Annotated in this window: 24 protein-coding genes; 8 read left to right on the top strand and 16 right to left on the bottom strand. The window is 49.3% G+C overall.

The window, feature by feature from the left end:
* Positions 1-4: 4 nt before the first annotated feature.
* Together DWY55_RS01725 and DWY55_RS01720 are read left to right on the top strand one after the other, a co-directional pair.
* Positions 5-238: a hypothetical protein gene (locus DWY55_RS01725; RefSeq protein ID WP_005824205.1), complete on the top strand. Its 234-nt coding sequence runs from the start codon at positions 5-7 to the stop codon at positions 236-238.
* Positions 239-263: 25 nt separating this feature from the next.
* Positions 264-698 (top strand): nucleoside deaminase, encoded by a 435-nt coding sequence (locus DWY55_RS01720; RefSeq protein ID WP_009037193.1) that lies wholly within the window; start codon positions 264-266, stop codon positions 696-698.
* 24 nt (positions 699-722) lie between these two features.
* On the opposite strand, the gene DWY55_RS01715 is transcribed toward DWY55_RS01720, so the two are convergent.
* The 3 genes from DWY55_RS01715 to DWY55_RS01705 all read right to left on the bottom strand — a co-directional run bounded on the left by DWY55_RS01715 (position 723) and on the right by DWY55_RS01705 (position 2,497).
* The gene (locus DWY55_RS01715; protein WP_005824202.1) at positions 723-1,022 is read right to left on the bottom strand and encodes a DUF4834 family protein; all 300 of its coding nucleotides are present in this window, start codon (positions 1,020-1,022) and stop codon (positions 723-725) included.
* 67 nt (positions 1,023-1,089) lie between these two features.
* On the bottom strand, positions 1,090-1,797 hold the full coding sequence (gene pssA / locus DWY55_RS01710) for a CDP-diacylglycerol--serine O-phosphatidyltransferase (protein ID WP_005835110.1): 708 nt from the start codon (positions 1,795-1,797) through the stop codon (positions 1,090-1,092).
* A gap of 13 nt (positions 1,798-1,810) precedes the next feature.
* Entirely contained in the window at positions 1,811-2,497 is a 687-nt protein-coding gene (locus tag DWY55_RS01705) for a phosphatidylserine decarboxylase family protein (protein WP_005835112.1), read from the bottom strand.
* A 170-nt stretch (positions 2,498-2,667) separates the two neighbouring features.
* On the opposite strand from DWY55_RS01705, the gene dnaE reads away from it, so the two are divergent.
* The 3 genes from dnaE (at position 2,668) to DWY55_RS01685 (ending at position 7,397) form a co-directional block, all read left to right on the top strand.
* Complete coding sequence (gene dnaE / locus DWY55_RS01700) at positions 2,668-6,465, top strand: DNA polymerase III subunit alpha (RefSeq protein ID WP_009037192.1); 3,798 nt, start codon at positions 2,668-2,670, stop codon at positions 6,463-6,465.
* Between the two features lie 166 nt (positions 6,466-6,631).
* Entirely contained in the window at positions 6,632-6,946 is a 315-nt protein-coding gene (gene trxA, locus DWY55_RS01690; RefSeq protein WP_005824191.1) for a thioredoxin, read from the top strand.
* 118 nt (positions 6,947-7,064) lie between these two features.
* Positions 7,065-7,397, top strand: coding sequence for a hypothetical protein (locus DWY55_RS01685; RefSeq protein ID WP_005824189.1), 333 nt, complete (start codon positions 7,065-7,067; stop codon positions 7,395-7,397).
* Positions 7,398-7,458: 61 nt separating this feature from the next.
* Here the strand turns inward: DWY55_RS01685 and DWY55_RS01680 are convergent, their stop codons facing one another.
* The 5 genes from DWY55_RS01680 to DWY55_RS01660 form a co-directional block, all read right to left on the bottom strand.
* Positions 7,459-7,677: an immunity 17 family protein gene (locus tag DWY55_RS01680; RefSeq protein WP_008665728.1), complete on the bottom strand. Its 219-nt coding sequence runs from the start codon at positions 7,675-7,677 to the stop codon at positions 7,459-7,461.
* A 47-nt stretch (positions 7,678-7,724) separates the two neighbouring features.
* Positions 7,725-8,150, bottom strand: a complete 426-nt coding sequence (gene tsaE, locus DWY55_RS01675) for a tRNA (adenosine(37)-N6)-threonylcarbamoyltransferase complex ATPase subunit type 1 TsaE (RefSeq protein ID WP_005824185.1) — start codon at positions 8,148-8,150, stop codon at positions 7,725-7,727.
* Between the two features lie 13 nt (positions 8,151-8,163).
* Positions 8,164-8,976: a metal ABC transporter permease gene (locus DWY55_RS01670; protein ID WP_005824182.1), complete on the bottom strand. Its 813-nt coding sequence runs from the start codon at positions 8,974-8,976 to the stop codon at positions 8,164-8,166.
* A 50-nt stretch (positions 8,977-9,026) separates the two neighbouring features.
* Positions 9,027-9,455 carry a hypothetical protein gene (locus tag DWY55_RS01665; RefSeq protein ID WP_008665724.1) on the bottom strand — a complete coding sequence of 143 codons (429 nt, stop codon included), beginning with the start codon at positions 9,453-9,455 and terminating at the stop codon, positions 9,027-9,029.
* Between the two features lie 254 nt (positions 9,456-9,709).
* Positions 9,710-11,026 carry a 3-phosphoshikimate 1-carboxyvinyltransferase gene (locus tag DWY55_RS01660; protein ID WP_117877836.1) on the bottom strand — a complete coding sequence of 439 codons (1,317 nt, stop codon included), beginning with the start codon at positions 11,024-11,026 and terminating at the stop codon, positions 9,710-9,712.
* A gap of 176 nt (positions 11,027-11,202) precedes the next feature.
* On the opposite strand from DWY55_RS01660, the gene DWY55_RS01655 reads away from it, so the two are divergent.
* A complete protein-coding gene (locus tag DWY55_RS01655) occupies positions 11,203-11,592 on the top strand; it encodes a DUF2721 domain-containing protein (RefSeq protein ID WP_057097244.1) in 390 nt (129 codons plus the stop codon).
* Between the two features lie 5 nt (positions 11,593-11,597).
* On the opposite strand, the gene DWY55_RS01650 is transcribed toward DWY55_RS01655, so the two are convergent.
* The 5 genes from DWY55_RS01650 to DWY55_RS01630 all read right to left on the bottom strand — a co-directional run bounded on the left by DWY55_RS01650 (position 11,598) and on the right by DWY55_RS01630 (position 19,111).
* Positions 11,598-12,209, bottom strand: a complete 612-nt coding sequence (locus DWY55_RS01650) for an aminotransferase class IV family protein (RefSeq protein WP_117877838.1) — start codon at positions 12,207-12,209, stop codon at positions 11,598-11,600.
* Entirely contained in the window at positions 12,193-13,200 is a 1,008-nt protein-coding gene (locus DWY55_RS01645) for an aminodeoxychorismate synthase component I (protein ID WP_005824166.1), read from the bottom strand. The genes DWY55_RS01650 and DWY55_RS01645 overlap by 17 nt, the downstream gene beginning before the upstream one ends.
* A gap of 3 nt (positions 13,201-13,203) precedes the next feature.
* On the bottom strand, positions 13,204-14,802 hold the full coding sequence (locus DWY55_RS01640) for an aspartate:alanine exchanger family transporter (RefSeq protein WP_005824164.1): 1,599 nt from the start codon (positions 14,800-14,802) through the stop codon (positions 13,204-13,206).
* Positions 14,803-14,982: 180 nt separating this feature from the next.
* Complete coding sequence (locus DWY55_RS01635; protein WP_120177984.1) at positions 14,983-18,255, bottom strand: S41 family peptidase; 3,273 nt, start codon at positions 18,253-18,255, stop codon at positions 14,983-14,985.
* 76 nt (positions 18,256-18,331) lie between these two features.
* A complete protein-coding gene (locus DWY55_RS01630) occupies positions 18,332-19,111 on the bottom strand; it encodes a DnaJ domain-containing protein (RefSeq protein ID WP_005824158.1) in 780 nt (259 codons plus the stop codon).
* 880 nt (positions 19,112-19,991) lie between these two features.
* Here DWY55_RS01630 and DWY55_RS21930 point away from each other — a divergent pair.
* Together DWY55_RS21930 and DWY55_RS22250 are read left to right on the top strand one after the other, a co-directional pair.
* On the top strand, positions 19,992-20,156 hold the full coding sequence (locus tag DWY55_RS21930; protein WP_005824152.1) for a hypothetical protein: 165 nt from the start codon (positions 19,992-19,994) through the stop codon (positions 20,154-20,156).
* A gap of 187 nt (positions 20,157-20,343) precedes the next feature.
* On the top strand, positions 20,344-21,345 hold the full coding sequence (locus DWY55_RS22250) for a DUF3871 family protein (protein WP_005824146.1): 1,002 nt from the start codon (positions 20,344-20,346) through the stop codon (positions 21,343-21,345).
* A gap of 837 nt (positions 21,346-22,182) precedes the next feature.
* Here DWY55_RS22250 and DWY55_RS01610 read toward each other — a convergent pair.
* The 3 genes from DWY55_RS01610 to DWY55_RS01600 are packed head-to-tail and all read right to left on the bottom strand — an operon-like array spanning position 22,183 to position 24,617.
* Positions 22,183-22,854, bottom strand: coding sequence for a hypothetical protein (locus tag DWY55_RS01610; RefSeq protein ID WP_008665713.1), 672 nt, complete (start codon positions 22,852-22,854; stop codon positions 22,183-22,185).
* Positions 22,855-22,881: 27 nt separating this feature from the next.
* Entirely contained in the window at positions 22,882-23,778 is an 897-nt protein-coding gene (locus DWY55_RS01605; RefSeq protein ID WP_227238988.1) for a BT4734/BF3469 family protein, read from the bottom strand.
* Positions 23,779-23,795: 17 nt separating this feature from the next.
* Positions 23,796-24,617 carry an SEL1-like repeat protein gene (locus DWY55_RS01600; protein WP_016274150.1) on the bottom strand — a complete coding sequence of 274 codons (822 nt, stop codon included), beginning with the start codon at positions 24,615-24,617 and terminating at the stop codon, positions 23,796-23,798.
* Positions 24,618-25,111 lie beyond the last annotated feature (494 nt).

Raw genomic sequence — 25,111 nt, 5'->3', positions numbered from 1 at the left:
AAATATGAGAAAGAGAGATAAAACGTGTGCGAAAGCAACGCCCGAAGAACCGAAACGCGAGCAGCGCATGGTATGCCTGATGAGCGAGGAAGAGCAGCGGATTGTGGACCGTTATCTGGAGAAATACAAGATAACGAACAAGTCGCGTTGGCTGCGGGAGACTATTCTCATGTTTATCCATAAGAATATGGAAGAGGATTATCCTACTTTGTTCGGTGAGCACGACATGAGGAGGTGAAAATTAAAAATTAAAGGGGGTGGCGTTGGACGATAGCTATTATATGAAGCAGGCGCTTTTGGAAGCCCATAAGGCCGGTGAACGGGGAGAAGTTCCCGTAGGTGCAGTTGTGGTGTGCAAGGACCGTATCATAGCTCGTGCCCATAATTTGACGGAGACTTTGACGGATGTCACCGCCCATGCCGAGATGCAAGCCATTACCGCTGCCGCTGCAACTCTTGGCGGCAAATATCTGAATGAATGTACTCTCTATGTCACAGTGGAACCCTGCGTGATGTGTGCTGGTGCCATTGCCTGGGCGCAGATGGGACGTCTGGTGTTTGGTGCTGAAGATGAGAAAAGAGGGTATCAGCGCTATGCCTCGCAGGCATTGCATCCCAAAACACAAGTAGTAAAAGGAATTCTGGCAGATGAATGTGCCGCCCTGATGAAAGAGTTCTTTGCCGCCAAGCGCAAATAATCTCTAATCCTTTATCCCTAATCTCTACTCTTTGATTTCTTCAAAATCCACATACTCTCCCTCGTCTTTGGAGAACAGTTTCTTGTGGCGGGGGCGTATTTCACCTTCTTCAGTTTGTGCCTCCTCAGACGATTGTCTATTATCATTGTAGGAATACCCTCCCGGCTGGTAATTACCATTTCCTTTTTGGTAGGGACCGGAGTTGGAGGAAGTACGGCGTCCGCCCAATCCGAATATGTTCCGGATGACAGTACCGATAATGCTGAGGCCAATGAGCAGAATGGCAATTATGATGATGAATAAAAATCCTAAAATATGAAACATGGGCTAATGTCTTTTTATGTGTTCGTTTTCTGCGAACTTCAATACAACAACCGTGCCAAAGATTTGTTTATTTACTTTTCCTTGTAATAAGCGAAAGCAGTATATACCAGACGATGATTGCAGAAAAGCTGCAGATTCCCAAGAAGATGAGGAACGGAATGCAGACAAGCAGGAAAATGAAGCTTGTTTTATTGTCTTTCCATGACAGATTCTTGAATTTGAGTGAGAACATTGGAATCTCCGATACAAGCAGCCATGAGAAAAGGCAGACCAGCAGCAACAGATAAACCGGATGGAAATTGCTGCTCACCAGCCAGTCGTGAGCGCCCGTCACCAATGAAGCCCAGAACAAGGCGTTTGCCGGGACGGGAAGTCCTACGAAAGAGCTCGTCTGGCGGGTATCGTTGTTGAACTTGGCAAGCCGCAGTGCAGAGAATACGGACAAAAGAAATGCGAGATAGGGGAAAACGCCGGCCAAGCTTTCCATTGCGCCCGAATAGTCCATTTCCTTGAACAAGGAAAATACAATCAGGGAAGGGGCCACTCCGAAACTGACATCATCTGCCAGAGAATCCAAATCCTTGCCGATAATGGAGTGTGCGTCCAGTGCACGTGCCATCATGCCATCGAAGAAATCGAATACGGCACTGAAGATAATGAAAGCGAGTGCCCATTCATATCTGGCTTCGAATGCCATGACACAAGCAATACACCCGGAGAATAGGTTCAGGCAGGTCAGAGTATTTGGAATATGGCGGGTAATGCAGTTTGCCATTGTTGTTCTTTTATTATTTAAGTTTGGCTATCACAGTCTGATTGCCGGTAGTCAGTTGTCCTAGTTTAACGAATACTTCGGTGCCCAACGGTAGAAAGACATCCACGCGGGAGCCGAATTTGATGAAACCCATATGTTCGTCAATATAGCATTCCTCGCCCGGTTCGGCATAGGTCACGATGCGGCGCGCCATGGCTCCGGCTATCTGTCGTGCCATAATCTCCACGCCTTCCGGAGTTTCTATTACTACGGTGGAACGCTCGTTGTCGGTGCTGGCTTTGGGCAGCCACGCTTTCATGAACTTTCCGTTTTGGTGCCATACCTTCTTTACCGTGCCGTCTACCGGATACCAGTTGGCGTGTACATTGACCAGACTCATGAATATAGATACCATGATACGGCGGTCGTGGAAGTATTCGTTTTCCTCCACTTCTTCCACCACTACGATTTTACCGTCGGCAGGAGCTACCACGACTTTCTCCGTTTCTTGTCCGAACAAACGGATGGGGCAGCGGAAGAAGTTCACGAGTATGCCATATACTATGAGGCTGATGACCGCTACTACGTAAAAAGGAACTTTGCATTCCAATCCGAAGTAAAGGGCAGTGTTGACAGCCAGAATCAGAACCAGGCTGCCTGCCAATGTATGTGTTCCTTCACGGTGTATGCGTATCTTTTTTAATCTTTTTAATCGACCCATGTATATCGTATTTGCTAATTTAGATAGAAATTATCTGCAAAAATAGGCTTATTTTGAAAATCTAACAAGGATTTGGAGAGAGAAATGTGCATGTTGATAACTTTTTGGGAAATATTTTTGTTAGCTGTGATAGAGGTTGTAATTTTAGGCTCTCAATAGAAAGGATATATATGCAAGATTTTGTTCATTTACATGTCCATACCCAATACTCTCTTCTGGATGGTCAGGCAAGTGTCAGCAGGCTGGTTGACAAGGCCATGAAGGATGGTATGAAAGGCATTGCCGTGACCGACCATGGAAATATGTTCGGTATCAAGGAGTTCACCAACTATGTCAACAAGAAGAACAGCGGGCCAAAGGGGGAGATAAAGGACCTCAAGAAAAGGATTGCCGGTATTGAAAGCGGTGAGATAGAGTGTGAAGACAAGGAAGCGGAGATTGCCGATTGTCGTGCCAAGATGGCAGAAGCGGAAAGCAAGCTGTTCAAGCCGATTGTAGGCTGTGAAATGTATGTGGCCCGCCGAACCATGGATAAGAAGGAGGGGAAGCCGGACCAGAGTGGCTATCACCTGATTGTGCTGGCAAAGAATGAGAAGGGGTATCACAATCTGATAAAACTTGTATCGCATGCCTGGACAAGGGGATACTATATGCGTCCGCGTACAGACCGCAGTGAACTGGAAAAGTACCATGAGGGGCTGATTGTCTGCTCGGCTTGTATCGGTGGCGAGGTTCCTAAGAAGATTATCAATGACCAGCTGGAAGAGGCAGAAGAAGCTGTACGCTGGTATAAGAATCTGTTTGGCGATGATTACTATCTGGAGCTTCAGCGCCATAAAGCCACTGTTCCCCGTGCCAACCACGAAGCCTATCCGCTTCAGCAGAAGGCGAATGCCAAGTTGCTGGAGCTTGCCCGGAAATATGACATTAAGGTTATCTGCTCTAATGACGTCCACTTTGTGGATGAAGAGAATGCGGAAGCGCACGACCGCCTGATTTGTCTGAGCACGGGTAAAGATCTGGATGACCCTACCCGAATGCTTTATACCAAGCAGGAATGGATGAAGACAAAGGCTGAGATGAACGCCTTGTTTGAGGATGTTCCCGAAGCCTTGTCCAATACCTTGGAGATTTTGGACAAGGTGGAATATTATTCCATCGACCACGCTCCTATTATGCCTACGTTTGCTATTCCGGAAGATTTCGGAACGGAAGAGGGCTATCGGCAGAAATATACCGAAAAGGACTTATTTGATGAGTTTACCCAGGATGAAAACGGCAAGGTGGTGCTGGATGAGGATGCCGCCAATGCCAAGATAAAGCGTCTGGGGGGCTACGACAAACTGTACCGTATCAAGCTGGAAGCCGACTATCTGGCAAAGTTGGCATTCGACGGTGCTAAAAAGCTGTACGGTGATCCCTTGTCCGACGAGGTGAAGGAGCGTCTGGTCTTTGAGCTGTACATCATGAAGACGATGGGTTTCCCGGGATACTTCTTGATTGTGCAGGACTTTATCAATGCCGCCCGCACACAGCTGGGCGTTTCGGTAGGACCGGGACGTGGTTCGGCTGCCGGCTCGGCGGTGGCCTATTGCCTGGGCATCACGAAAATAGACCCGATTCAATACGACCTTCTGTTCGAGCGTTTCTTGAATCCCGACCGTATCTCTTTGCCTGATATCGATGTGGACTTCGATGATGACGGGCGTGGAGAAGTGCTCCGCTGGGTGACGGAGAAGTACGGGCAAGAGAAGGTGGCGCACATCATTACATACGGCACGATGGCGACCAAGATGGCTATCAAGGACGTGGCGCGCGTACAGAAACTGCCTTTGAGCGAATCGGATCGTCTGTGCAAGCTCGTGCCGGATAAGATTCCCGACAAAAAACTCAACCTGCCGAATGCTATCGCGTACGTACCCGAATTGCAGGCTGCGGAGGCTTCGCCCGATCCGCTGGTGCGCGATACGATGAAATATGCCAAGATGCTGGAAGGTAATGTACGCGGTACGGGTGTGCATGCCTGCGGTACTATTATTTGCCGTGACGACATCACGGATTGGGTACCCGTCAGCACGGCGGATGATAAGGAGACGGGCGAGAAGATGCTCGTAACCCAATACGAAGGTTCCGTCATCGAAGATACGGGACTTATCAAGATGGACTTCCTCGGACTGAAAACCTTGTCCATCATTAAGGAAGCCGTTGCCAATGTACGTCTGCACCGCGGCTTGGAACTCGACATCGACAAGATATCCATTTCCGACCCTGCTACCTATAAACTCTATTGCGACGGCCGCACCATCGGTACGTTCCAGTTTGAATCGGCCGGTATGCAGAAATATCTGCGTGAGTTGCAACCGAGCACTTTCGAGGACTTGATTGCCATGAACGCCCTCTACCGTCCGGGACCTATGGATTATATCCCCGACTTCATCGACCGTAAGTGGGGACGCAAGCCCATCGAGTATGACATCCCCATCATGGAGAAGTATCTGAAGGATACCTACGGTATTACGGTCTACCAGGAGCAGGTCATGCTTCTGTCGCGTTTGCTGGCGGACTTCACCCGTGGTGAGTCCGATGCCTTGCGTAAGGCGATGGGTAAGAAACTGCGTGACAAGCTGGACCACATGAAGCCGAAATTCATTTCGGGCGGACAAAAGAACGGCCACGACCCGAAAGTGCTTGAGAAAATCTGGGCCGACTGGGAAAAGTTTGCATCCTATGCCTTCAACAAGTCACATGCCACTTGCTATTCGTGGGTGGCCTATCAGACGGCTTTCCTCAAGGCCAACTATCCGGCCGAATACATGGCGGCGGTCATGAGCCGAAGTTTGGCGAATATTACCGATATAACCAAACTGATGGACGAATGCAAGGCAATGGGCATCAATACATTGGGGCCGGATGTGAATGAAAGTAACCTGAAGTTCACCGTGAACAAGGAAGGCAATATCCGTTTTGGTCTTGGCGCGGTGAAAGGGGTAGGCGAGGGTGCTGTGCAGAGCATCATGGAGGAACGCGAGAAGAATGGTCCTTTCAAGGGTATATTTGATTTTGTGCAGCGTGTCAATCTGACAGCCTGCAACAAGAAGAATCTGGAATGTCTTGCTTTGGCGGGCGGGTTCGACAGCTTCCCGGAGCTGAAGCGAGAGCAGTATTTTGCCGTAAATTCCAAGAACGAGGTCTTCCTCGAAACCTTGGTGCGGTATGGTAACCGTTACCAGGCCGACCAGGCTGCGGCTGCAAACTCCTTGTTCGGCGGTGAGAATGTGGTGGATATCGCCACTCCGGAAATACCGGTAGCGGAACGTTGGAGCGACCTCGACCGTTTGAACCGGGAGCGCGATTTGGTAGGTATCTATCTGTCCGCACACCCGTTGGATGAGTATTCCGTAGTTCTGGAGCATGTTTGCAACACTCACATGGCAGAGCTGGAAGATAAGACGGCACTTGTGGGACGCGAAATAACAATGGGTGGCATCGTGACCGCCGTGCGTCGCGGTATCAGCAAAAATGGAAATCCTTACGGCATAGCCAAGATTGAAGACTATTCCGGTTCGGCAGAGCTTCCTTTCTTCGGAAATGATTGGGTGACCTATCAGGGGTATCTGGGTGAACGTACCTTCTTGTTCATCAAAGCCCGTTGCCAGCCCAAGCAATGGCGGCAGGATGAGTTGGAGCTGAAGATAACCTCCATGGAACTGTTGCCTGACGTCAAGGAGAAACTGATTGAGAAGATAACCATTCTCATTCCGCTGAGTGTGCTGAACAAGGCTTTGATAACTGAACTGGCGGAACTGACCAAGGAACGTCCGGGCAGTACGGAGCTTTATTTCAAAGTCAGAGATGAGGATAGCAAGATGACGGTCGATTTGATTTCCCGTCCCGTGAAGCTTTCCGTGGGGCGTGAACTGATTACTTATTTAAAAGAGCGTTCGGATCTTGAGTTCAGGATTAATTAGTTATCTTTGTTGGAAAACGAAGATAGGCTGCATCTCAGCATAAAAAATGAACTAGTTCATTTTGTTTTGCATTCGGTTTGCACTATCTTTGCTTCGAAAGCGAAGGTTGATAAAACGCAATTGACAGTAAATTAATAATTATAGTTGACATTTAATATTAAAAGAAATGGCTTTAGAAATTACAGACAGCAATTTTCAAGAAATCCTGGCAGAGGGAAAACCGGTAGTTATGGATTTCTGGGCACCTTGGTGCGGCCCTTGTAAGATGGTGGGACCAATCATCGATGAATTGGCTACTGAATATGAAGGAAAGGTAATCATTGGCAAATGTGACGTGGATGAGAACGGCGACGTGGCTGCCGAATATGGTATACGCAACATCCCTACAGTCTTGTTCTTCAAGAATGGAGAGCTGGTGGACAAGCAAGTAGGTTCTGCTCCGAAATCTGCTTACGTGGCCAAGATAGAAGCGATATTATAAGGTACTATTTGACGATTTACTATTTACGATTTACCCTTTCGGCATCATAGCGCAGCCAAATAGTAAATCGTAAATCGTCAAATAGTCAATAACATTAACCCTTTAAGCAATAGTAAGTATGGGAATGGAAGACGATTTTTTGCAGAATGATGTCGATGATGAAAAGACCATCGAGTACATCAAGAATTATTTGCCGCAGGAGTTGAAAGAGAAGTTCTCTGACGACGAGTTCTATTATTTTCTCGATTTGATTGACGAGTACTATTCCGAGAGCGGCATCCTTGATGCGCAGCCGGATGCGGATGGGTACATCGAGATTGATTTGGGGAAAATCGTGGACTATATTGTCAAGGAAGCCCATAAGGATGAGATGGGTGACTATGATCCGGAAGAAATCCTTTTCATCGTACAAGGTGAGATGGAATATACGGAATCTTTGGACGAAGAATAGTCTGTATCAAAAGTATAGGAAAATCGCGGATGAGCATGGCTTCATCCGCGATTTTTTGTTTTTATGTAGCCGGTGGCGTATTCAGAAAAAAGAAGATGGACGTGCCGATGAGGATGACACCCAATACGCCGTAGAACAGGCGGGCTTGTCGCCGCCCTACATTTTGTACGATAAACTGGGTGTTTCGGGCAGTAAAGAACCAGTTCCAGTCCAATATGGCTGCCAGCAAGGCGATGATGCCTGCGACGGCAAAAATCCCTTGAACGATGTATTGGCTCATGGAGAACTAAAAATTATAAATTAAAAATTAAAAAGAGGGGGGAGGGGTTATTCAAAGTCTTCCAGGGTGACTTTCCGCTCTCCGTTCTCTATTTCCTCAATGGTCACTTTGATGGTATTACCCGGCAGAAGCTCCTCTACCAGCTCCGGCCATTCTATGAAGCAGAGGGCGCCGCTGTAGAAGTAATCTTCGTACCCCATGTCATACACTTCTTCCAGCTTCTTGATGCGGTAGAAGTCAAAATGGTAAATCAGTTCGCCGGCAGTGTCGGAACGGTATTCGTTAACAATGGCGAAGGTAGGGGAGGTGATGACGTCGGAAACGCCCAATTCCTCGCAAACGGCTTTGATGAAAGTCGTCTTGCCCGCCCCCATTTTTCCATAGAGGGCGAAGACGGTATTGTCACCCATTTCAGCGATGAACTGGCGGGCGGCTTCGTGAATCTGGTCTAATGACTGAATTTTGATTTCCATTGTGTCTTTTGATTTAGCGTTGCAAATATAGCCAAAAACTTTTTCCCGTCTTGCAAATGGCATAGATAATGATGGAAAAGAATATAATGGATGCACCCGAGGGGACATTCAAGTAGAAAGAAATCATCAGCCCGCCCAGGCAACTGAGGTAACCGATGCCGATGGAAAGCCAGATGATGCGGTGGAACCGGTGCGAGAACAAGTTGGCGGTCATCTGCGGAACGGTGAGCAGTGAAATAACCAGCACGATGCCCACCATGCGCAGGCATGCCACGATGGTCAGCGCAATGAACATCATCAGTACATATTCGAATACCTGCACCGGAATACCTTGCGAGCGAGCAAACTCCCGGTCGAAAGCCACGTAGATGATGGGATGGAGATACAGCGCGAAAAACAGTATCAGCAGGACGGCGAGCCCTCCCAATAGAGCGATGTCGCTCCAGGTAATCGTGAGAATGTTGCCGAAGAGATAGGCGGACAAGTCGGGGGCGAATCCCGGCGAGAGGAAAGTGAACATGATGCCCAGTGCCATGCCCAATGTCCAGAATACGGCAATGGCAGAGTCTTCCCGCATATCCTTCCGTTTGCTGAGCCACTCTACACCGAAAGCGGACAAGACTGCAAACAAGGCTGCCGACAGAATGGGGGAAATGCCGGTATACAATCCCAGACCGATACCGCCAAAAGATGCATGCGTCAATCCGCCGCTGATGAACACTAGTCTCCGGGTAACGATGTACGTGCCTATCAGCCCGCAAGCAATGCTTGCCAGCAGACTGCCGATGAGGGCATGTTGGAAAAAAGTGTATTGCAGTAGCTCCATTTATTCAATTAAAAATTAAGAATTAAAAATTAAAAGTTGGATGTGGAGTGTTAGGAATGGGGGGTGAGACGGCGTTCGCCGATGATGAGGAACACTTCATCCTTGATGTTGTCCGGCAAGGCTATGCCACGCAGTTGCAGGCTGCGTACCCATCCGGCTACGTCCGTGTCTTGCATGGTGTAGAACACGTCGCGGAACTCGTCTTCCTGCTCGGGAGTATAGGCATCGGGAGCGGTGCCGATGTATTTGTCCAGTTCCTCGTCATCGTAATATTCAATTTGTTTGCTGACGGCTGCCAGTAAGCTGTCACGTTCGCAGATTTCATGCTGTCCGCAGCATTCGGAATTCACTTCCTGCACTTCGGGCATGGCGTCCAGTTCGCCGCGGTCTATCTTCTTCTGCAGTTTCCGATTGCGTATAATTCCGGCTGTGGCTGCCACGAGGGCAAGGACAATCAGGCTAATAATCAATATCCACATGGGCTTCCTTTTCTTGAAAAACATGTTCCATTAATAGAACGGACAAAGATACACATTGTTTTGTACACGACAAAATAATGAGTCAGATTGCAGGTAGGCAGATTACTTCCACCCGACGCAGGCATTACTTGCCTGGAACGCAGTATAAAACTACTTTGGATGCATCCTAATCTTAGAATGTATCCTTTATTCCTAAGAATAAAGGTTATATTCTTAAGAATAAAGGCTGTATTTCTAAGAATAAAAGCTTTATTCTAAGATTGCATTGCATCTTGGCAGACTTTAAATCCCGCCTTTTGCAAGTCTTCCCAGTAAGCAGGGTAAGATTTGGTAACGACCTGTGGTTCATTTATCCGTATTTGGGGCAGTACAAGGCAGGCGGGGGCAAATGCCATGGCCATACGGTGGTCTTCGTAGGTGGCGATGACGGGGTCAGCGTCTGCCGGGCAGCGTTCGCCATCCCACAACAAGATGCTGTCTTGCTCGGAGCGCACGACGTAACCCAGTTTGCGCAGTTCCGTAATGAGGGCGGTGATACGGTCGGTCTCCTTTATTTTGAGGCTTTGCAGTCCGGTGAAGCGGAAAGGGATGTCCATCAAGCAGCAGGTGACGACAAAGGTCTGCGCCAGGTCCGGGATGTCCACCATGTCTTCGTCGAGACGGGTGGCGGGAGTACCCTTCCGGGTCAGTTTTACTCCCCGGTCTGTATATTCGGTATGGACGCCGAGGCGGGTAAAGACTTCCGCGCCGCGGCTGTCGCCTTGATAGCTGTGGGCGAAGAGACCGAGCAGTTCGATTTCTGCCGTGTGCGCTTCTTCCTTCGTGCTGTCTTCACTTTCTTTTGCGCTACTTCTGTCTCCCCCTTTTATTTTTTCATTTTTAATTCCTTCTATTGCCATCATCTGATACCAGTAAGAGGCGGCGCTCCAATCGCTTTCTACGGTGAAAGGGGTATCCGTGTATCCGCCGGGGCTGACGGTGATGCAATCTTCGGAGACCCAGTCGGCTTGGGCGCCGAAGTCGCGCATCAGTTGCAGGGTCAGGTTGATGTAGGGGCGGGAGATGATGTCACCCGTCAAGTGCAGGCGCAGGCCTTTGGGAAGGACGGTACCAATCATCAGCAGGGCGGATATGTATTGTGAGCTGACATTGCCGGCGAGGGATATTTCGCTGCCGGTCAGTTCTGTTCCGGTGATGCGCAAGGGAGGGAACCCTTCGTTTCCGACGTATTCTATGCGGGCGCCGAGCTCTCGCAGGGCGTCTACCAGTATGCGGATGGGGCGTTGCTGCATGCGTTGCGTACCGGTGATGATTCGGGTGCCAGGAGTTACGCTGAGGTAGGCGGTGAGGAAACGCATGGCGGTGCCGGCGGCAAGGATATCTATATGTCCGGGATTTCCGTCGAGGGCGCGAGTCATCACTATGGTGTCGTCACAATCGCTCAGATTGCAGGGCAGGATATTGCCGTGGGCAAGGGAGTGGAGGATGAGTGCCCGGTTACTGATGCTTTTGGATGCCGGGAGCTGTATGGCTGCGTGCAGTGAGGCAGGAGCGGAAACGGTATATCGCATGGTCGTATTTGTTAAGTTACGGTGGTAAGGCGTTTTTTATTGTCACTGCAAAAGTAGGATAAATCTTTGGGAAATGGAAAAAAGGAAACTTGTTTCTGTGGTTTCAATCTTTCGTTTATCTTTGCGGAAGTAAGTCCTGCTATCGGGACGGATAGATATAATTAAGCATCATTCTTATGGAAATAGATTTAACCACCCCCGCTTTGCTGTTTTCGGCCATATCGCTGATTATGCTGGCCTATACTAACCGTTTCTTGTCCTATGCCCAACTGGTGCGCACCTTAAAGGAACAGTACATGGAGAACCCGTCTTCGGTGAAGGCGGCGCAGATTGCCAACCTGAGGAAGCGGCTCTACCTGACGCGTGCCATGCAGGTGGCGGGCATCGGAAGCCTGCTGCTGTGCGTGGTCAGCATGTTCTTTGTCTATATCCGTCTCCATCTGCTTTCGGCCTATATTTTCGGTTTGGCGCTGATATTGCTGATTGTTTCGCTGGCCATATCGGTGTACGAAATATATATATCGGTGAAGTCGTTGGAGATACATCTCAACGATATGCACGAGTAGCGGCTCTATGGGATGATGTTCCGTACGGGGAGCTCCAGTTCTCCCCAGTCAATCATGGCATTGAATAGTCTGACGGTAGAGAATGAAGGCAAGTCTTCCGGTCTGATGTCTTTTTCCTGCAAGATTCCTTCTTCCAGCAAGGCTGCCCGTTTGGTTCCTTTCAGCAGGGGATGTGCCGGCGTGTACCAGTGGGTGCCGTCGGAAAGGGCGATGTTGGCGATGGAGGTGTCTGTCAGCAGGCCTTGTTTCACAATCAGAATGTCGTCGCATGCGCCGCGCAGGGCAAAGAGGCGGTTCAGCGGTTCGCGTCCGGCGCTTTTGTAGGTGTAGTCGATGGTATCGGCCTGCATCAGTGCCAGCGAATGCACGTGCCGCACGGTGTAGGGGGAGTAGCTGACATCTTCAATACCTTTCTCACCATACACTACGCGTGCCTTGACGATGCCCGCCCCGGTGATGCCTGCTCCACAGCCGGGAGACGACAGATAATCGGACAGTTGCAGCGGTGTGCTTTCCGGCCAGAAGTGGGCGCGGGTATCGTTCAGCCTCCGGTTGTGGCGGGAAAGGTTGCAGACCCTTCCGTGGTCGATGCGTATGGTTTCAATAAATAGGCACATATATTTTCTGTATTACTTCGTTGTATTCGCTTTCCCACCGGCTTTTGGCGGTGATGCCGCCTCCTGCCTTGAAGTGGAGCTGGCCGTTTTCCTGCTCGATGAAGCGTATCATGACAGCGCTGTCCAGCTGTCCGTCGGCATAATGCCCCATGATGCCGGTGTAGAAGCCCCGGCGGTAGTCTTCGGCCTGGGCGATGATTTCTACGGTTTTGGGCTTGGGGGCGCCGGTGATGGAGCCGGCAGGAAGCAGGCGGAAGATGATGTCGCCCAGGTGTGCGGTGTAGTCTTCGGGCAGGGTGCCGCATATCTCGGAGCTGGTCTGGAGGATGGGGCCCTTATTGGTTTGCAGGCGGTCTATATATCGGTAGGAGGTCACTTCGACGTGTTCCGAAACCATGCTGAGGTCGTTGCGTATCAGGTCGACGATGGTGGCGTGCTCGGCTGCCTCTTTGGTGTCCTGCATCAAGAGCTGTTCCGCATCGGGCAGGGTAGCGTCGATGGTGCCTTTCATGGGGAAGGACTTTATCTTGCCCTTCTCTATGCGGACAAAGATTTCGGGGGAGAAGCAGACGAACCGGTCTTTCAGCCACAGCTTGTACAAGGCTTCGGAGTGGAGGAATATTTCTTCCAGTGTCAGATTGGTGGTGACGGGTACCCGGCAAGTGAGGTTCGTCAGGTAGCTGTTGCCTGCCAGCAGGTTTTGCTTCACGAGGTCGAACGAATGTCTGTATGCGGCGGGGGAAGGGGGAGTGATGTCCCACTGGATAGGGCCGGCGCATCGGGCGGCTGTGCTTCTGGCAAGGGCTGTTGCAGCCGTCTCCGTGTTGCCTGCCTTCGGGAATTGGAAAAGGCAGGTGGCGGGGTCTATCCGGTCGAGGGGCTCAATGTGCGACTGCTCTTGCGCGTAGTCTACGATGAAGAGGAAGGGCACATTGGCTCCGGCCAGTGCGTTCATGCGGGCGATGGTTTCTGTCCGGCTGTACGTCTTCATGCGTCAATAGACTGCGGAGGCTATCACCTGGATTATCAGAATGAGGAACACCATGGCAATGGGATATACCGTGGCATAGGCCACGCTCGGTATGTTGCTGTCCGTCATGGAGTCGGCGGCGGCAAGGCCGGGCGTACTGGTCATGCCGCCGGTGATGGTGCCCAGCAGGTCGAGAATGTTTATCTTGAACACGAACAGGCCTACGCATACTGCCACCAGCATGGGCACCAGCGTGATGGCGGCGCCTACGCCGAACAAGAGCCAGCCGCTTTCCTGGAACGTGGCCATCAGATTCCGTCCTGCCGATGTCCCTACTTCGGCAAGGAAGAGCAGCAGTCCCAGCTGGCGCAGCAGTTGGTTGGCAGGGCCGGACATGGACCACAGAATGGGGCCGGTCTTTCCGATGGCGCTCAGGAACAAGGCGACCATCAGGATGCCTCCCGTCAGTCCCGGAGAGAACGACAGACTGTCCGAGAAGGAGATGTTGAGCTTGCCGAAGAGCACGCCCAGCACGATGCCCAGGGCGATGGGGAAGAAGTCGGTGTCGGACAGTTGCTTGGTGTCGTTGCCCAGCAGGCGTGCCACTCCCTTGATGCCGTCCTTCTCGCCCACCACCATCAGCTTGTCGCCGAATTTCAGGGCGAGGTCGGGCGAGGGGGAGAGGTCGATGCCGCTTCGGCGGATGCGGGTGACGGTGCAGCCGAAGTTCTTCATCAGGTTGAGGTCGCCCAGCTGCTTGTTTATCATATCCTTCTTGGTGAGCAGCAGGGATTCAATCTCCTGCATGTCTACGAGTGGCAGTTCGCCTTCTTCGCGTTCGCCCACGAGGACGGCGAGCTGGTTTAAGGCCTCTTCGCTACCCACGGCTTGTATGTAGTCTCCCTCGTGCAGGATGGTCTGGGCGGTGGGGATGGCTATCTGCTCGTTGTGCTTGTGGCGTGAGATGACGGCTCCGGTCATGGCGCGCGCATTGATTTGCATCAGGCTCCGGTCGAAGACGGCGGGGTTGGTTACGCGGAACAGACAGGTTGTCAGTTCCGGGAACTGGCTGCGGCGTTCCTTCTCCAACCGGCGCGCCTCCTTGTCGAGGTCGATGCGCATGATACGGGGCAGCAGCTTAACGAAGAGAATCACGCCGATAACGCCGAAAGGATAGGCAATACCGTAAGCGATGGATGCCAGTGGGGAATGGGTGCTGTCAATGGCAACGGCGAGTCCCGGCGTACTGGTCAGGGCACCGGCTATCAGTCCCACGACACTGGGAGTATCGATGTCGAAGGCATATTTCAGTCCTACTGCCGTCAGGGCGGCGGAGCAGATGATGAGCAGGGTGATGATGATAAGCGTCTTGCCCTTGCTCCGGAAGGAGTCGAAAAATCCGGGACCGGCCTGGATGCCGATGGTGAAGATGAAGAGCACCAGTCCGAAGTTTCCTAATTCTTTGGGGATGATGACACCGAAGTGTCCGAACAGCAGGGCAATGAAGATGACGGCGGAGACGTCGAGCGAAAGCCCTTTAATCTTGATTCTTCCCAACATGAAGCCTAAAGCCACAATGAGAAAGAGCGCGAAATAGGAGGAGTTTAACAAGTCAGCAAACATAATCAGTTAAAGAGTTAGGAATTTATGTCACAAAGATAGTGCAAAAAAGTGAGATAGAAAAAGTCTTGCTTCCTTGTGGCATATAAAAAAAGATGATGTGCCATCAACCGTTTTGACACATCATCTTAATATATATATCGGCCTATATGACCGGTATTCCTGCGTGGGGCAGGGCGGTACTTATTTTTCGAGTTCCTTCAGCAGTTCCTCTACGGCAGCTTTCAGCTGTGTGTCTTCTCCCTTCACGATGGTCTCGGGTGAATTGGCTACTTTGATGTCCGGCTCCAGCTGCGAGTTCTCCAGATAGCTGCCGTCCGGTAGGCGGTAGCCCACGACGGGGATGCCGAATACCAATGACGGGTCTTGCAGGCGTTCCCACGACACGCTGGTCATGGTTCCCGGCACGGGCATGCCTACCAGCTTGCCCAGTCCGCGGTGGCTGTAAACCCACGGCGTGCCGTGCGCATTGGAGTAGTTGGCCTCGCACATCACCATGATGGAGGGTTTGTTCCAGCGGCGGCTGGGCATGTCGCACGTCTCGCGACCGCGCACCACTTGGGTGAAGTATTTTTGTCCACTGAAAAGTATTTCTATATCCTCGTGCAAGCGTCCACCGCCATTGAAACGGGTGTCGATGACGATGCCTTCGCGGTTGTTGTATTTTCCCAGGATGTCCGAGTAGACGGAACGGAAACTGTCGTCTCCCATAGACTCGATGTGCACGTAACCCAATCGGCCACCCGACCATCGGTCAACGTCTGCCGCACGCTGTTTCACCCAGCGGCTGTAGAGTAAATCGCTGAACGCACCGTTCGTAATGGGGATAATGACCTCTTCCCAGTGCTCCTTGGTCTGCGGGTCGAAGAGAGAAACAAGTGTTTTCTTCCGTGCCTTGTTGTTGAGCAGCGTGTAATAGTCCGCATCGGGGGTGATTTCCACGCCGTCTATCTTTTCGATGACTGTGCCGGCTTTCACCCGGGTGTTGGCTGTGTCGAAGGGGCCTTTCTCCACTACTTCGGCAATGAGCATGCCCTTGCCCGTGTAGTTCCAGTCGAAGAACAGTCCCAGGCTGGCAGTAGGTTCGGATTGCCCTTTGGGATAGAAACGGCCGCCGGTGTGAGATACGTTCAGCTCGCCCAGCCATTCGCTCAGCAGTTCGGCAAAGTCATAATTGTTGTCGATATGGGGCAGGAAGCGGCGATAGGCGGCGGTCATCTTGTCCCAGTCCACTCCGTGCATATTGGTATTGTAGAATCGCTTCTGCTGTTGGCGGTACACGTGGTCGAACATGTATTCGCGCTCCGCAGCCAGGTCCATCTTGGCATCTACCTGGAAGGTGATGGGGGTCAGCGCGTCGGATGAAGTGTCCATTTTCTGCATCTTGTGGCTACCCAGCAGGAAGAGGCTCTTGCCGTCCTTGTCCAGCTGCATGTCCGCCCATCCGGCATCCATCTTGTGCAGCAGGCGGGTCTCTTTCTTGCGCAGATTCATCTTCCAGAGGTCGTAGCCGCCTTCGAAGGCTGCCAGGTAGTAGAGTGTCTCGCCATCCTTGGAGATGATGGTGCTGCCCATGTCGGAAGAATTCGGGGTGAGGCGCACCACACGGTCTTCGATGCCTTTCAGCTCTACGACGATGTCTTTCGGCTGGTCATCTTTTTCGTCAGCATTGCTGTCTTTCTTGTCGTCTTTCTTCTTTTTATCCTTGTTTTTGTCTTGGGGGGTGTCTTTTCCGGCAGACTTCTTTTGTTCCTTCTCCAGCTCCTTGCGCAGTTCGTAGTCTTCTTTGCTCAGGCAGTATTTGTCGTAGGCGTCTTGGTTGAGGAAGACGAGCATGGCGTCGTTCAGCGAGCCCCATGAGGCATGGGCACGCATGCCGTAGCGTTCGGTGGTGAAAAGGATGGCGTTGCCGTCCAGCGCAAAGTGGGGATAGCCGCTCATGTAGCCGCTATTGGTGAGGTTGATGATGTCTTTGCCTCCCTCTGCGCTGACCAGGCCGATGTCGGAGTAGGGGTCGTGCTTGTTACCCGTGAACTCAAGTGTAAACCATTTACCGTCCGGCGACCATGCGTAGTCAAATCCTCCGCCGGTGCTGTACCAGGTGGAGCCGTCCGTAATCTGGCGCACCTTCTTCGTCTCCAGATTGAGCACCATCAGCCGGATGCGGTCTTCGATGAAGGCGAGTTCCTTGCCGTCGGGCGAGAATTGCGGATAGGCACGTTCCACGGTGGTGGAGGGCAGCAGCACTTCTTCTTCAATCAGCGTGGCGTTCGGGAAGTTAGGGTCTTCCTTGCGGGCTATCTTGGCAAGGTAGAGCTGCCAGTTGCCGCCTCGCTCGCTGGCGTAGGCCAGGGTGCGGTTGTCCGTCGCAAAGGAGAGGCCCGCTTCGCGTGCCGGTGTGTGCGTCACCTGCTTGGTAGTGGCATAGTCTGCCGAAGTGACAAAGACTTCTCCGCGCAGCGTGAAGGCAATCTGTTTTCCGTCCGGGGACACAACGGCAGAGGTGGCTCCGTCGGAAGACTGCAGGTTGGCGAATTGCGGCCGGTCATCGCGCACCAGTTCTATGGCGACTTTCTTCGGGGTGGCATCCGGCTGCTGGGTATAGATTTCGCCGTCGTAACTGTAGCACAACGTCTCGCCGTCACTCATGGAGAGGAAGCGCACGGGATGTGTCTTGAAGCTGGTGATGGGCTTCACCTCTCGGGGCTGTGCCAGCGGGAAGGCATACACGTTGAATGAGCCGCCGTTTCTCTCACTCAAAAAGTAAACCGTTCTTCCATCGGGTGACAACACCGGGTTGCGGTCTTCGCCCGCGCGGTCGGTGAGGTTGGTATGGATACCCGTCTTTGCATCATACAGCCAGATGTCGCGGGTGATGGAGGAGGTGTGGTGCTTTCTCCATTCATCTTCAAATCCCTTGCGGTCTTGGTAGAGGAACTGATGGCCCGCCTTGTCGAAGCAGACCGCTTCGGCAGGGGTGCCCAGCACTTGCTCCGTACGCCCTCCCGTTGCAGGTACTTTGTAAAGCTCGGTCATGGCCGAAGTGGGGAAAAGAGCGCTGCTTGCCGGGTCCTGGATGGATGCGGAAAACAAGATATACTTTCCGTCCGGAGTGAATGTGGAGGGTATCTCACCGGTGGAGTGGGTAGTGAGCCGTTGGGCGGTTCCGCCGTCTGCCGGCATCACGAATACGTCGAAGTTGCCGTATCTGTCGCTGGCAAAGGCTATTTGTTTGCCGTCCGGCGACCATATGGGGGTACATTCGTAGCTCTCTTGGGTAGTAAGCTGTGTGGCGGTTCCACCTTTGGCCGGCACCTTGTAGATGTCTCCTTTGTAGCAGAATGCGATTTCCGTACCGTCGGGAGAGATTTGCACATCGCGCATCCAGAGCGGCGTGGCGGCATGTCCGGCAATGGCAGTAAGGCCTAGTGCAAGGATTGCAAGGGTTTTCTTCATAAGTGTGTGGGTTGATGTTAATATAGAATGTTTATAAACGTCATGATGCTGTCCACAAGGCAAGGAGCGAGGTACGTCATTTCATACCTCGTGCCTTGTATATCTGTTCTTTGGCATTGTTGATGCTTTGGAACTTCTCTTCTGCGGCTTTCTTGATGTCTTCGCCCAGCGTTGCCACCCGGTCGGGATGGTGTTTCAAGGCTAGGCGGCGGTAAGCGGCACGCACTTCGTCATTGGTGGCAGTGGGTTCAATTTCAAGTACTTTGTAGGCCTCGTTCAGTGAGCTACCGCCTAGGTTAAGCATGGATTCCACTTCCTTGACCGATAGTCCCATGTACATGGCCACTTCTTTCAAGGCTTCTATCTCCTCGTTGCAGACGTGTCCGTCGCTTTTGGCAATTTCTACCAAGAATACCAGCAGTTGCAAGCGTTCCTCGTATGTCAGGTTGGCGGCAATCTGCGTTCCACAGTCACGGATGGTGTTTTTAAATGCCAGTGGGTTTTGTCTGTCCATCTGCTTGCGCTGTTCGAAGAGGTTGAGCAGTATCCGTTCTCCCTCGCCCACGGCAGCCTCACCGAATGTGCTTCTCAGAAAGCGGCGGACGAATTCCATTTCACTATGCATGATGCGCCCGTCTGCACGGATAATGTACGAAGCCATCACGAGCATGGAGAAGAGGAAACTGTTCCGTTGCCCGGTATAGGTAGTGCCGTGCGTTGGTTCTTCTCCATAATAACTGCCTGCGTCACTTGAATCGGTGTCGAACAGTGAACCGAATACAAAACCTGCCAAGGCTCCCAGCGGTCCTCCGGCCATGAAGCCGATGATGCCGCCTATCCATTTAGCTGCTCCCATAATTTTTCTTGTTTAAAGTGCAAAAATAGAGATTTCTTACGAGAATTCCAGTAATTTGATGAGCTATTCCCGCTGAAGCGAATAGGCACCGTCTTCTTTTTGTACATATTCAGCATATTTATGGCAGCAAGTCTGTCATTAAGAAATACTATAAAAATTAAGGAGTTAAGTCTTAGACTTAACTCCTTAATGCTCAACAGTCGGGATGACAAGATTCGAACTTGCGACCACACGCCCCCCAGACTTCGCGAGAGATAAACTGATAACGGCTGATTATCAATTGTATATACTCTATTGCATCTCTTTCGGTTTACACTATGGTTTACCTATAGTATAATGCTGCTTGTTAATACTAAATCTTTATTTGGAATTATTGCTAATTAGTTAATTCCTATATGTCTAATTCTCATTTGCAAAAATAATACTTTTATTATTAATCTGTGCCTTCTATCGAGTAATTTTTATAGTCAGTTTTCCTTTTCAAATCCCCTCAAACTCTTATATATGATAAGATAGCTTGGAGCATTATTCAGCACTGCAATGAAGAGTGCGTACGGCTTCAAGCATTAATGATAAAAACAATTACCGGGTCACACTTATTTTCAGAAGATGGATAAGCATGTAGATTCGATGATGCGTAGCAATTTCAGTATGTGGACAAGACATAAAGTTCCCCACGAAAGAATGTATGCCGCATGATAGGCCAAGTAAATGCGAGGAGCTATTTACAACGGTTCAACTATCACAACCAGTCGAAAGATTGGTCTATTTTTTTCTTCTCCCCTTCCTTGATTTCCCTTCAAAGCCTTATATATGAGAAAAGTATATAAGAGAAATAGAGAATAGAAACATAATTACTAACAATTTAAAACTAAGAGACATGGGAAATTTAATTAAAGGATTGAAGGTCGCAGCTTATGTGGCCGAGATTATCGTGGCAGGTTCCGTAGTAATCGAGCTTGCAGAAAAGTATTGTGGCAAATTCGGAAAAAAGAAGATTGCCACGGGTGAAGTCAAGGCCGTTGATGCTGCGACTGAAAACTGATAGTACGTCTGATGAATGGATTATGACAAGAAAGCGGACGTAATAATAACCGTATTGGAGGTAGCAACTTCAATACTCAAAGGAATAAAGAAGCTAAGAGGTATATTCATAAAAGCAAAGAAATGACACCTCTTGGCTTTTTGTTTTTTCATCGCATTTTATTAACCGACTAAAAAATAACAAGAGTATGGAAACAATGACTAATGAACTTACTGTCATTCCAAGAACAATCGGAATGGTAACAAGAATGATGGATGCAGTTAATATCGAAGATGCTGTAATCGTATCTGAAGAAGAACAGAAAGAGCATCCTAATTTTATTGAGAGTAACACTTCGGGTATTACACTTGAAGAACTTGAAAGGAACTGTATTGTCCCTAGTTTTGGGGATAACCAGCTTACAATCAGCCACCAGAAATTTATCCACCAGGTAGAGGATGCCGCGAAAGTATATTTTACCGGAGAGAACTTTGGTAACACGGAAATCAGAGTATCACATAAAATCCTGGGCAGGGTTCCGGGAGCATTGACAAAAAGGAAAGAAGAGCTTAGACCGGAGGACGAGACCATCTATTATCAACGTATGGCTTTCTGTTTTCATATCCGTTCCATGAGCAGAATGATGAACGGCGAGGAAGTACATTTATGTATCGGAGGTGTAAGAAGCCTGAACGAGGAAAACTTATACGCCCGAAAATCACCCGAGAAATTCAAGATCTTTATCGGGTGGAGGGTTCGTGTGTGTTCAAATCTGGATAGTCACCTCATCCGGCTTCAGACTGTTTTGCCCGATTATCCTTATGATCGACTTGACCTCATTGAGAAATATGCAGGCTTCACGGGAACAGACTATATTTCCATCCACTATTTTCCTTTCAAAATATCCGTCCCTTCTGTAACGTTGTATCAGTTCCCCACACAGTTTCTCCGCAGTCTCACCGTTCCTCATCTGCCTCTCCTTCAATGTCGGCTCCACAATCACATCAGGATCCCATTCCAGTTTATAGTAGGGAATGTTGGCGAATTGAGGTATGTAGTCAAGGTAGATGTCAGGGACAGGTGTAGCGGACAAGTAACAGATACGTTTCACTTCACTGTCAAGCCGGATGAGAAAATTCATGTCCGTACTGCCCTTGAACGTCGCATCGCCCATAAGACATTGGAACTCATCGACCACAAAGAGGCATGAATCCAGCATATTATTTCCTCTAAGGACACCAAGAACCTTGTCCGATGAATCCAGTGTAACCAGTATCTTGGCAGGTCTCATTGGCAAGGGGGTAAATGGTGTGCTTCCATGATGACAGTCCAGGTACGAATCAAGATCACGCATCATTTGGATTATTGCTTGTCCTCTATTACCACTGAATGGGACATGGAAGTGAAAACTGTCGGGATATTGTCTGTGCTTCTCTTTCAACACCTGAAGTCGTGGCGAAATTATTACCACAGGAAAGTTCGAATCGAGAAACAGGGATGTACCACCACAACCGGTTACAGTCTTGTTCAGGATAAACTTACCATCCAATGGCAATTCCCCATTCAAGAGATTTTCATAATCACTCATATACCTGCAACCTTTCGGCATACTAATTGATATCATATTATTTATATTATTATCCATAATTGTTTTATTTTTGTTTATACTCATTTCATATATAAAGGTTTGCAATGTTTTTATATACCCTTTTTACACTTCGATGAGTAAACGGAACGCATCAATATTTTTCCTTATGCAATCTATTTCTTTTAAGTAAAATCTCTCATTTTGACAAAAAAAGTTGCATGAAACTATTGTATATCTTTCTTCTTTCGTTTGTTGTAGGCTCACGCCGCCTGAGTGGGTATTATAATAAAATATGCAGTATATGTATAATAAACTTGCCTCCGGTTAACTCACAAGGTGTTATTTTGCAATATTTTTCACCTGTATCCTTGACATATGGATTCTTTATTGGCTTTGACGAAATTTTAAAGGAGAGCTTATGCAGCATCTCCTTTATCTTTCCAATCAGTCAGTACATTCTCAAGTCCAGCACTTGGCATTGGATTTGACTACCACTTTGGTAAATTTCTGAAGTTCGGTTATCAATGCCTGCACTTCATTCCTTGTCGGTTCGGGAAGGGTAATGTCCTGTCGTGAGTTCCTGCCGATATTGACTTGTACAGGAGAACACATGCTGACAAGTTCAACCATTTCGGGCAAGTCGAATTTTATCAGAGGTTCACAGGTCACATAGGTTCTCATTCCAAGGCTCGCCAGTTTTTGCATGGCTTTGGCACGTTTCCGGGTACCTGGAGCATTCCTTACGATGTCCGGATAAAAGACATTGGTTTCAATGGTCGTGCACAAAACCGATTTCTTCATTACCGGATGCCCTATGAACTCCAAGAAACGTATGGGGTCCTTGGATTGGAAAAGATAGTTATTATCAAACTTGTCACAATAATCCAGAACCCGGGCAATCCAGTCCGAAGGTACGTCGAAAGCCCATGCGTCCGTTCCGCTACCAACGAAAATAAAATTGCCGTTACCCAGGTTTACTTCCAGTTCCTTGGGGTCAAACCGTATAGGAAGCAGACCATCGAATTTTTTCATGTAACAATAGGGGCAGTCATGAAAACATATTCCTTTTATTGCATTCCACGTGTGGGTAACAAAAGGATACATGTTACCCCGGCTTTTTGTCAGTGCCATAATTGTTTTTTTAAAGGGGTGATTAAATCAGTGTATTGTAAATATCAATGTTCCGAAGTTCTTCTCTTCGGTCTTATAGGCGTTGCCCACATGGCTTCTGATTTCCTTTTCATCCATTGTGTCATCTTCCCAGCCATCAATGAAATACTCAGTAGCCAATTCCTCGTCAACACCCCATTTGCACATCCAGCAGGCTAACCTGAAGATGCAGTTTCCCCTGTTGCCTTTTTTCCAATATTCAGGATTGTTCCTTTTCCAGTGGGAGTTCATGATGCTGATGATGCTTTTGTCCGACACTGTTCTTGTCCCGGATGATTGTGGCATCTGTACCTGTGGCTTTATGGTGGGGACATAAGGGTACGGTTCAGGATTTGGATTGGTCCAGATGTCAGGATCGTAACTCAGATAATTTCTGCGTGCCAGGTCTTTACAGCTTGCATCATTTCTGTTTGCCACATAGAATTTATCCAGTAGCTGTCCATACAAATCTTCATGTCTGGCCGGATCTGTATTGTCATGCAAAACCAGAGCCTTCAGTCCATTTCCACTGGGTGTAACAAAAACACTCAGGACACATTCGGTTATCATCAGCTTGTTCCGTAACCGGATCATTTCATCCGGTGTTGCTATATGGTCAAAATCCAATGCCGTCACACGCGAGTATTCAATCAGCCCCGCACCGTTAAGTTCCCTGAATGTACCGTTATAGGCAACAGCGGGCAGGAGTCTGGCTTTCCATTTCCGCATGTCACCTGGAGCTACACTTCTGATATGCTCTATTGCCTGCTTCAATGTATAGTCTCCAAACTCATTGTCATGCAATTGCATGTCTCCCGTGCGAATCATCTGTATAACATCTCCTAACTCAGGATAAGCCAGGTTGTACTTTGTCCAATTAATCTTTTCTGTCAATGTCGTTTTCATATTCTTTACCATAGACTTTATTGCTTTTTTATCCATCTGAGATTATCAGCCGCATTGTTGGACATGTCGCCGTCAATATGCTCCACTTCCGTATAGGCCTTCGGATCAGGATTGACCAGGAATGTCTCAGCAACGAGGAGATCGACATAAGCCTTCTCCCCGCCGATGATGATGTACTGTCTGCCGTTTGCCTCCCCGAATACCGGTACATTGCCTCCATTTGCGGATGATGGCATTGCCAGACCGGTACGGGAACCTCCTTTTTCAAGGCTTTTTCTGACATCCGACCATAACCTGTATTTCCTGATGTCCCTCATGCCCCGTGAATACAGACCTTCATACAGGTCACAGAGGAAGTCCACACTGTCATATATCCCCAGTTCATAGGCCTTCTCGAACCATCCTGTCGCTTCCTTGTACATTACGGGAGTCCCAAACAGCCCTTTGAGGCGTATATGCCCCATTGTGAAAGCCGACAGTCCGTCACCTGAATCCGCAGCCTGTCCGAGTAACCCGATACCTTTCCCTATATCCTGCGGACATCCCTGCCCTTCCAGGTATATATGGCCCAGATTGGCTTTGGCTGTGGGGAATTTATCTGCAATACTCTCTAGAAGAGCGATTGCCTTGCCGGTATCATGCTTTACAGCCATCCCTTTCAGGTAATATATGGCAACGGCGTTGATTCCATATACGAATCCCTGTGTAGCCGAACGGTCATACCATAGGAAAGCCTCGTCGGCATTTCCCTTATCCTCATAATACAGACCGGTTAGATACTGAGCCTCTGCATCACCTGCCTGGGCCTTTTCCAAAATTCTTTTTGTTTCTGTTTTCATGTTTCTTTCATTTTTGAAATTGAACATTTTTTTAAAATCACACATGTAAGGATTTCGGGGTTTTGTCAGACGGCAGTTTTTTATGTGTGTAAGTTGAAGTGGGAGAATATGCGGATGATGGTCCGATGGATTTGTCCGGCAATCGTTTCGGTATGTCAAGACTTTCCGGTAAAGTTATCAGATGAAGATGATAGCCAGAACCGAGGGAGTGAGTGTTAGTACGGTCTAGAGATTGAAAAAGATGTTCGGGCTGTAGAAATAATGATGAGGACTATATATGTTTTAAAAACAGCTGATTTTTTTTACTGACGTTTCCGCGGCCGAATAGTTTCTTTGCGGTGCCAAACGAAAAATGTACCAGGCTGATCTAACGGAGACCGAATGGCGTATATAACAAAAGTGTTAAATTTGCAGGAAGAGTAAAATATGATTTGTAATGCTGTATTTTTTAGTTAAGACTAGTTGTCAATGGCATATGCCTCTTTTCGAATTCC

Source organism: Bacteroides sp. AF25-38AC, assembly GCF_003602995.1.
GTDB classification, from domain to species: domain Bacteria; phylum Bacteroidota; class Bacteroidia; order Bacteroidales; family Bacteroidaceae; genus Bacteroides; species Bacteroides uniformis.
The sequence above is the reverse complement of the archived record's forward strand: the minus strand, read 5'-3'. Positions and strand labels throughout refer to the sequence as shown.

What these genes read in the sequence shown, in the direction of transcription:
- DWY55_RS01600 (WP_016274150.1), bottom strand. Translation starts at nt 24,617, where the DNA reads ATGAAAACAGAAACAAAAAGAATTTTGGAAAAGGCCCAGGCAGGTGAT.
- DWY55_RS01660 (WP_117877836.1), bottom strand. Translation starts at nt 11,026, where the DNA reads ATGCGATATACCGTTTCCGCTCCTGCCTCACTGCACGCAGCCATACAG.
- DWY55_RS01610 (WP_008665713.1), bottom strand. Translation starts at nt 22,854, where the DNA reads ATGGCACTGACAAAAAGCCGGGGTAACATGTATCCTTTTGTTACCCAC.
- DWY55_RS01665 (WP_008665724.1), bottom strand. Translation starts at nt 9,455, where the DNA reads ATGTGGATATTGATTATTAGCCTGATTGTCCTTGCCCTCGTGGCAGCC.
- DWY55_RS01605 (WP_227238988.1), bottom strand. Translation starts at nt 23,778, where the DNA reads ATGAAAACGACATTGACAGAAAAGATTAATTGGACAAAGTACAACCTG.
- pssA (WP_005835110.1), bottom strand. Translation starts at nt 1,797, where the DNA reads ATGGCAAACTGCATTACCCGCCATATTCCAAATACTCTGACCTGCCTG.
- DWY55_RS01705 (WP_005835112.1), bottom strand. Translation starts at nt 2,497, where the DNA reads ATGGGTCGATTAAAAAGATTAAAAAAGATACGCATACACCGTGAAGGA.
- DWY55_RS01715 (WP_005824202.1), bottom strand. Translation starts at nt 1,022, where the DNA reads ATGTTTCATATTTTAGGATTTTTATTCATCATCATAATTGCCATTCTG.
- DWY55_RS01680 (WP_008665728.1), bottom strand. Translation starts at nt 7,677, where the DNA reads ATGAGCCAATACATCGTTCAAGGGATTTTTGCCGTCGCAGGCATCATC.
- DWY55_RS01650 (WP_117877838.1), bottom strand. Translation starts at nt 12,209, where the DNA reads ATGTGCCTATTTATTGAAACCATACGCATCGACCACGGAAGGGTCTGC.
- DWY55_RS01645 (WP_005824166.1), bottom strand. Translation starts at nt 13,200, where the DNA reads ATGAAGACGTACAGCCGGACAGAAACCATCGCCCGCATGAACGCACTG.
- tsaE (WP_005824185.1), bottom strand. Translation starts at nt 8,150, where the DNA reads ATGGAAATCAAAATTCAGTCATTAGACCAGATTCACGAAGCCGCCCGC.
- DWY55_RS22250 (WP_005824146.1), top strand. Translation starts at nt 20,344, where the DNA reads ATGGAAACAATGACTAATGAACTTACTGTCATTCCAAGAACAATCGGA.
- DWY55_RS21930 (WP_005824152.1), top strand. Translation starts at nt 19,992, where the DNA reads ATGGGAAATTTAATTAAAGGATTGAAGGTCGCAGCTTATGTGGCCGAG.
- trxA (WP_005824191.1), top strand. Translation starts at nt 6,632, where the DNA reads ATGGCTTTAGAAATTACAGACAGCAATTTTCAAGAAATCCTGGCAGAG.
- DWY55_RS01655 (WP_057097244.1), top strand. Translation starts at nt 11,203, where the DNA reads ATGGAAATAGATTTAACCACCCCCGCTTTGCTGTTTTCGGCCATATCG.
- DWY55_RS01635 (WP_120177984.1), bottom strand. Translation starts at nt 18,255, where the DNA reads ATGAAGAAAACCCTTGCAATCCTTGCACTAGGCCTTACTGCCATTGCC.
- DWY55_RS01685 (WP_005824189.1), top strand. Translation starts at nt 7,065, where the DNA reads ATGGGAATGGAAGACGATTTTTTGCAGAATGATGTCGATGATGAAAAG.
- DWY55_RS01640 (WP_005824164.1), bottom strand. Translation starts at nt 14,802, where the DNA reads ATGTTTGCTGACTTGTTAAACTCCTCCTATTTCGCGCTCTTTCTCATT.
- DWY55_RS01630 (WP_005824158.1), bottom strand. Translation starts at nt 19,111, where the DNA reads ATGGGAGCAGCTAAATGGATAGGCGGCATCATCGGCTTCATGGCCGGA.
- dnaE (WP_009037192.1), top strand. Translation starts at nt 2,668, where the DNA reads ATGCAAGATTTTGTTCATTTACATGTCCATACCCAATACTCTCTTCTG.
- DWY55_RS01670 (WP_005824182.1), bottom strand. Translation starts at nt 8,976, where the DNA reads ATGGAGCTACTGCAATACACTTTTTTCCAACATGCCCTCATCGGCAGT.
- DWY55_RS01725 (WP_005824205.1), top strand. Translation starts at nt 5, where the DNA reads ATGAGAAAGAGAGATAAAACGTGTGCGAAAGCAACGCCCGAAGAACCG.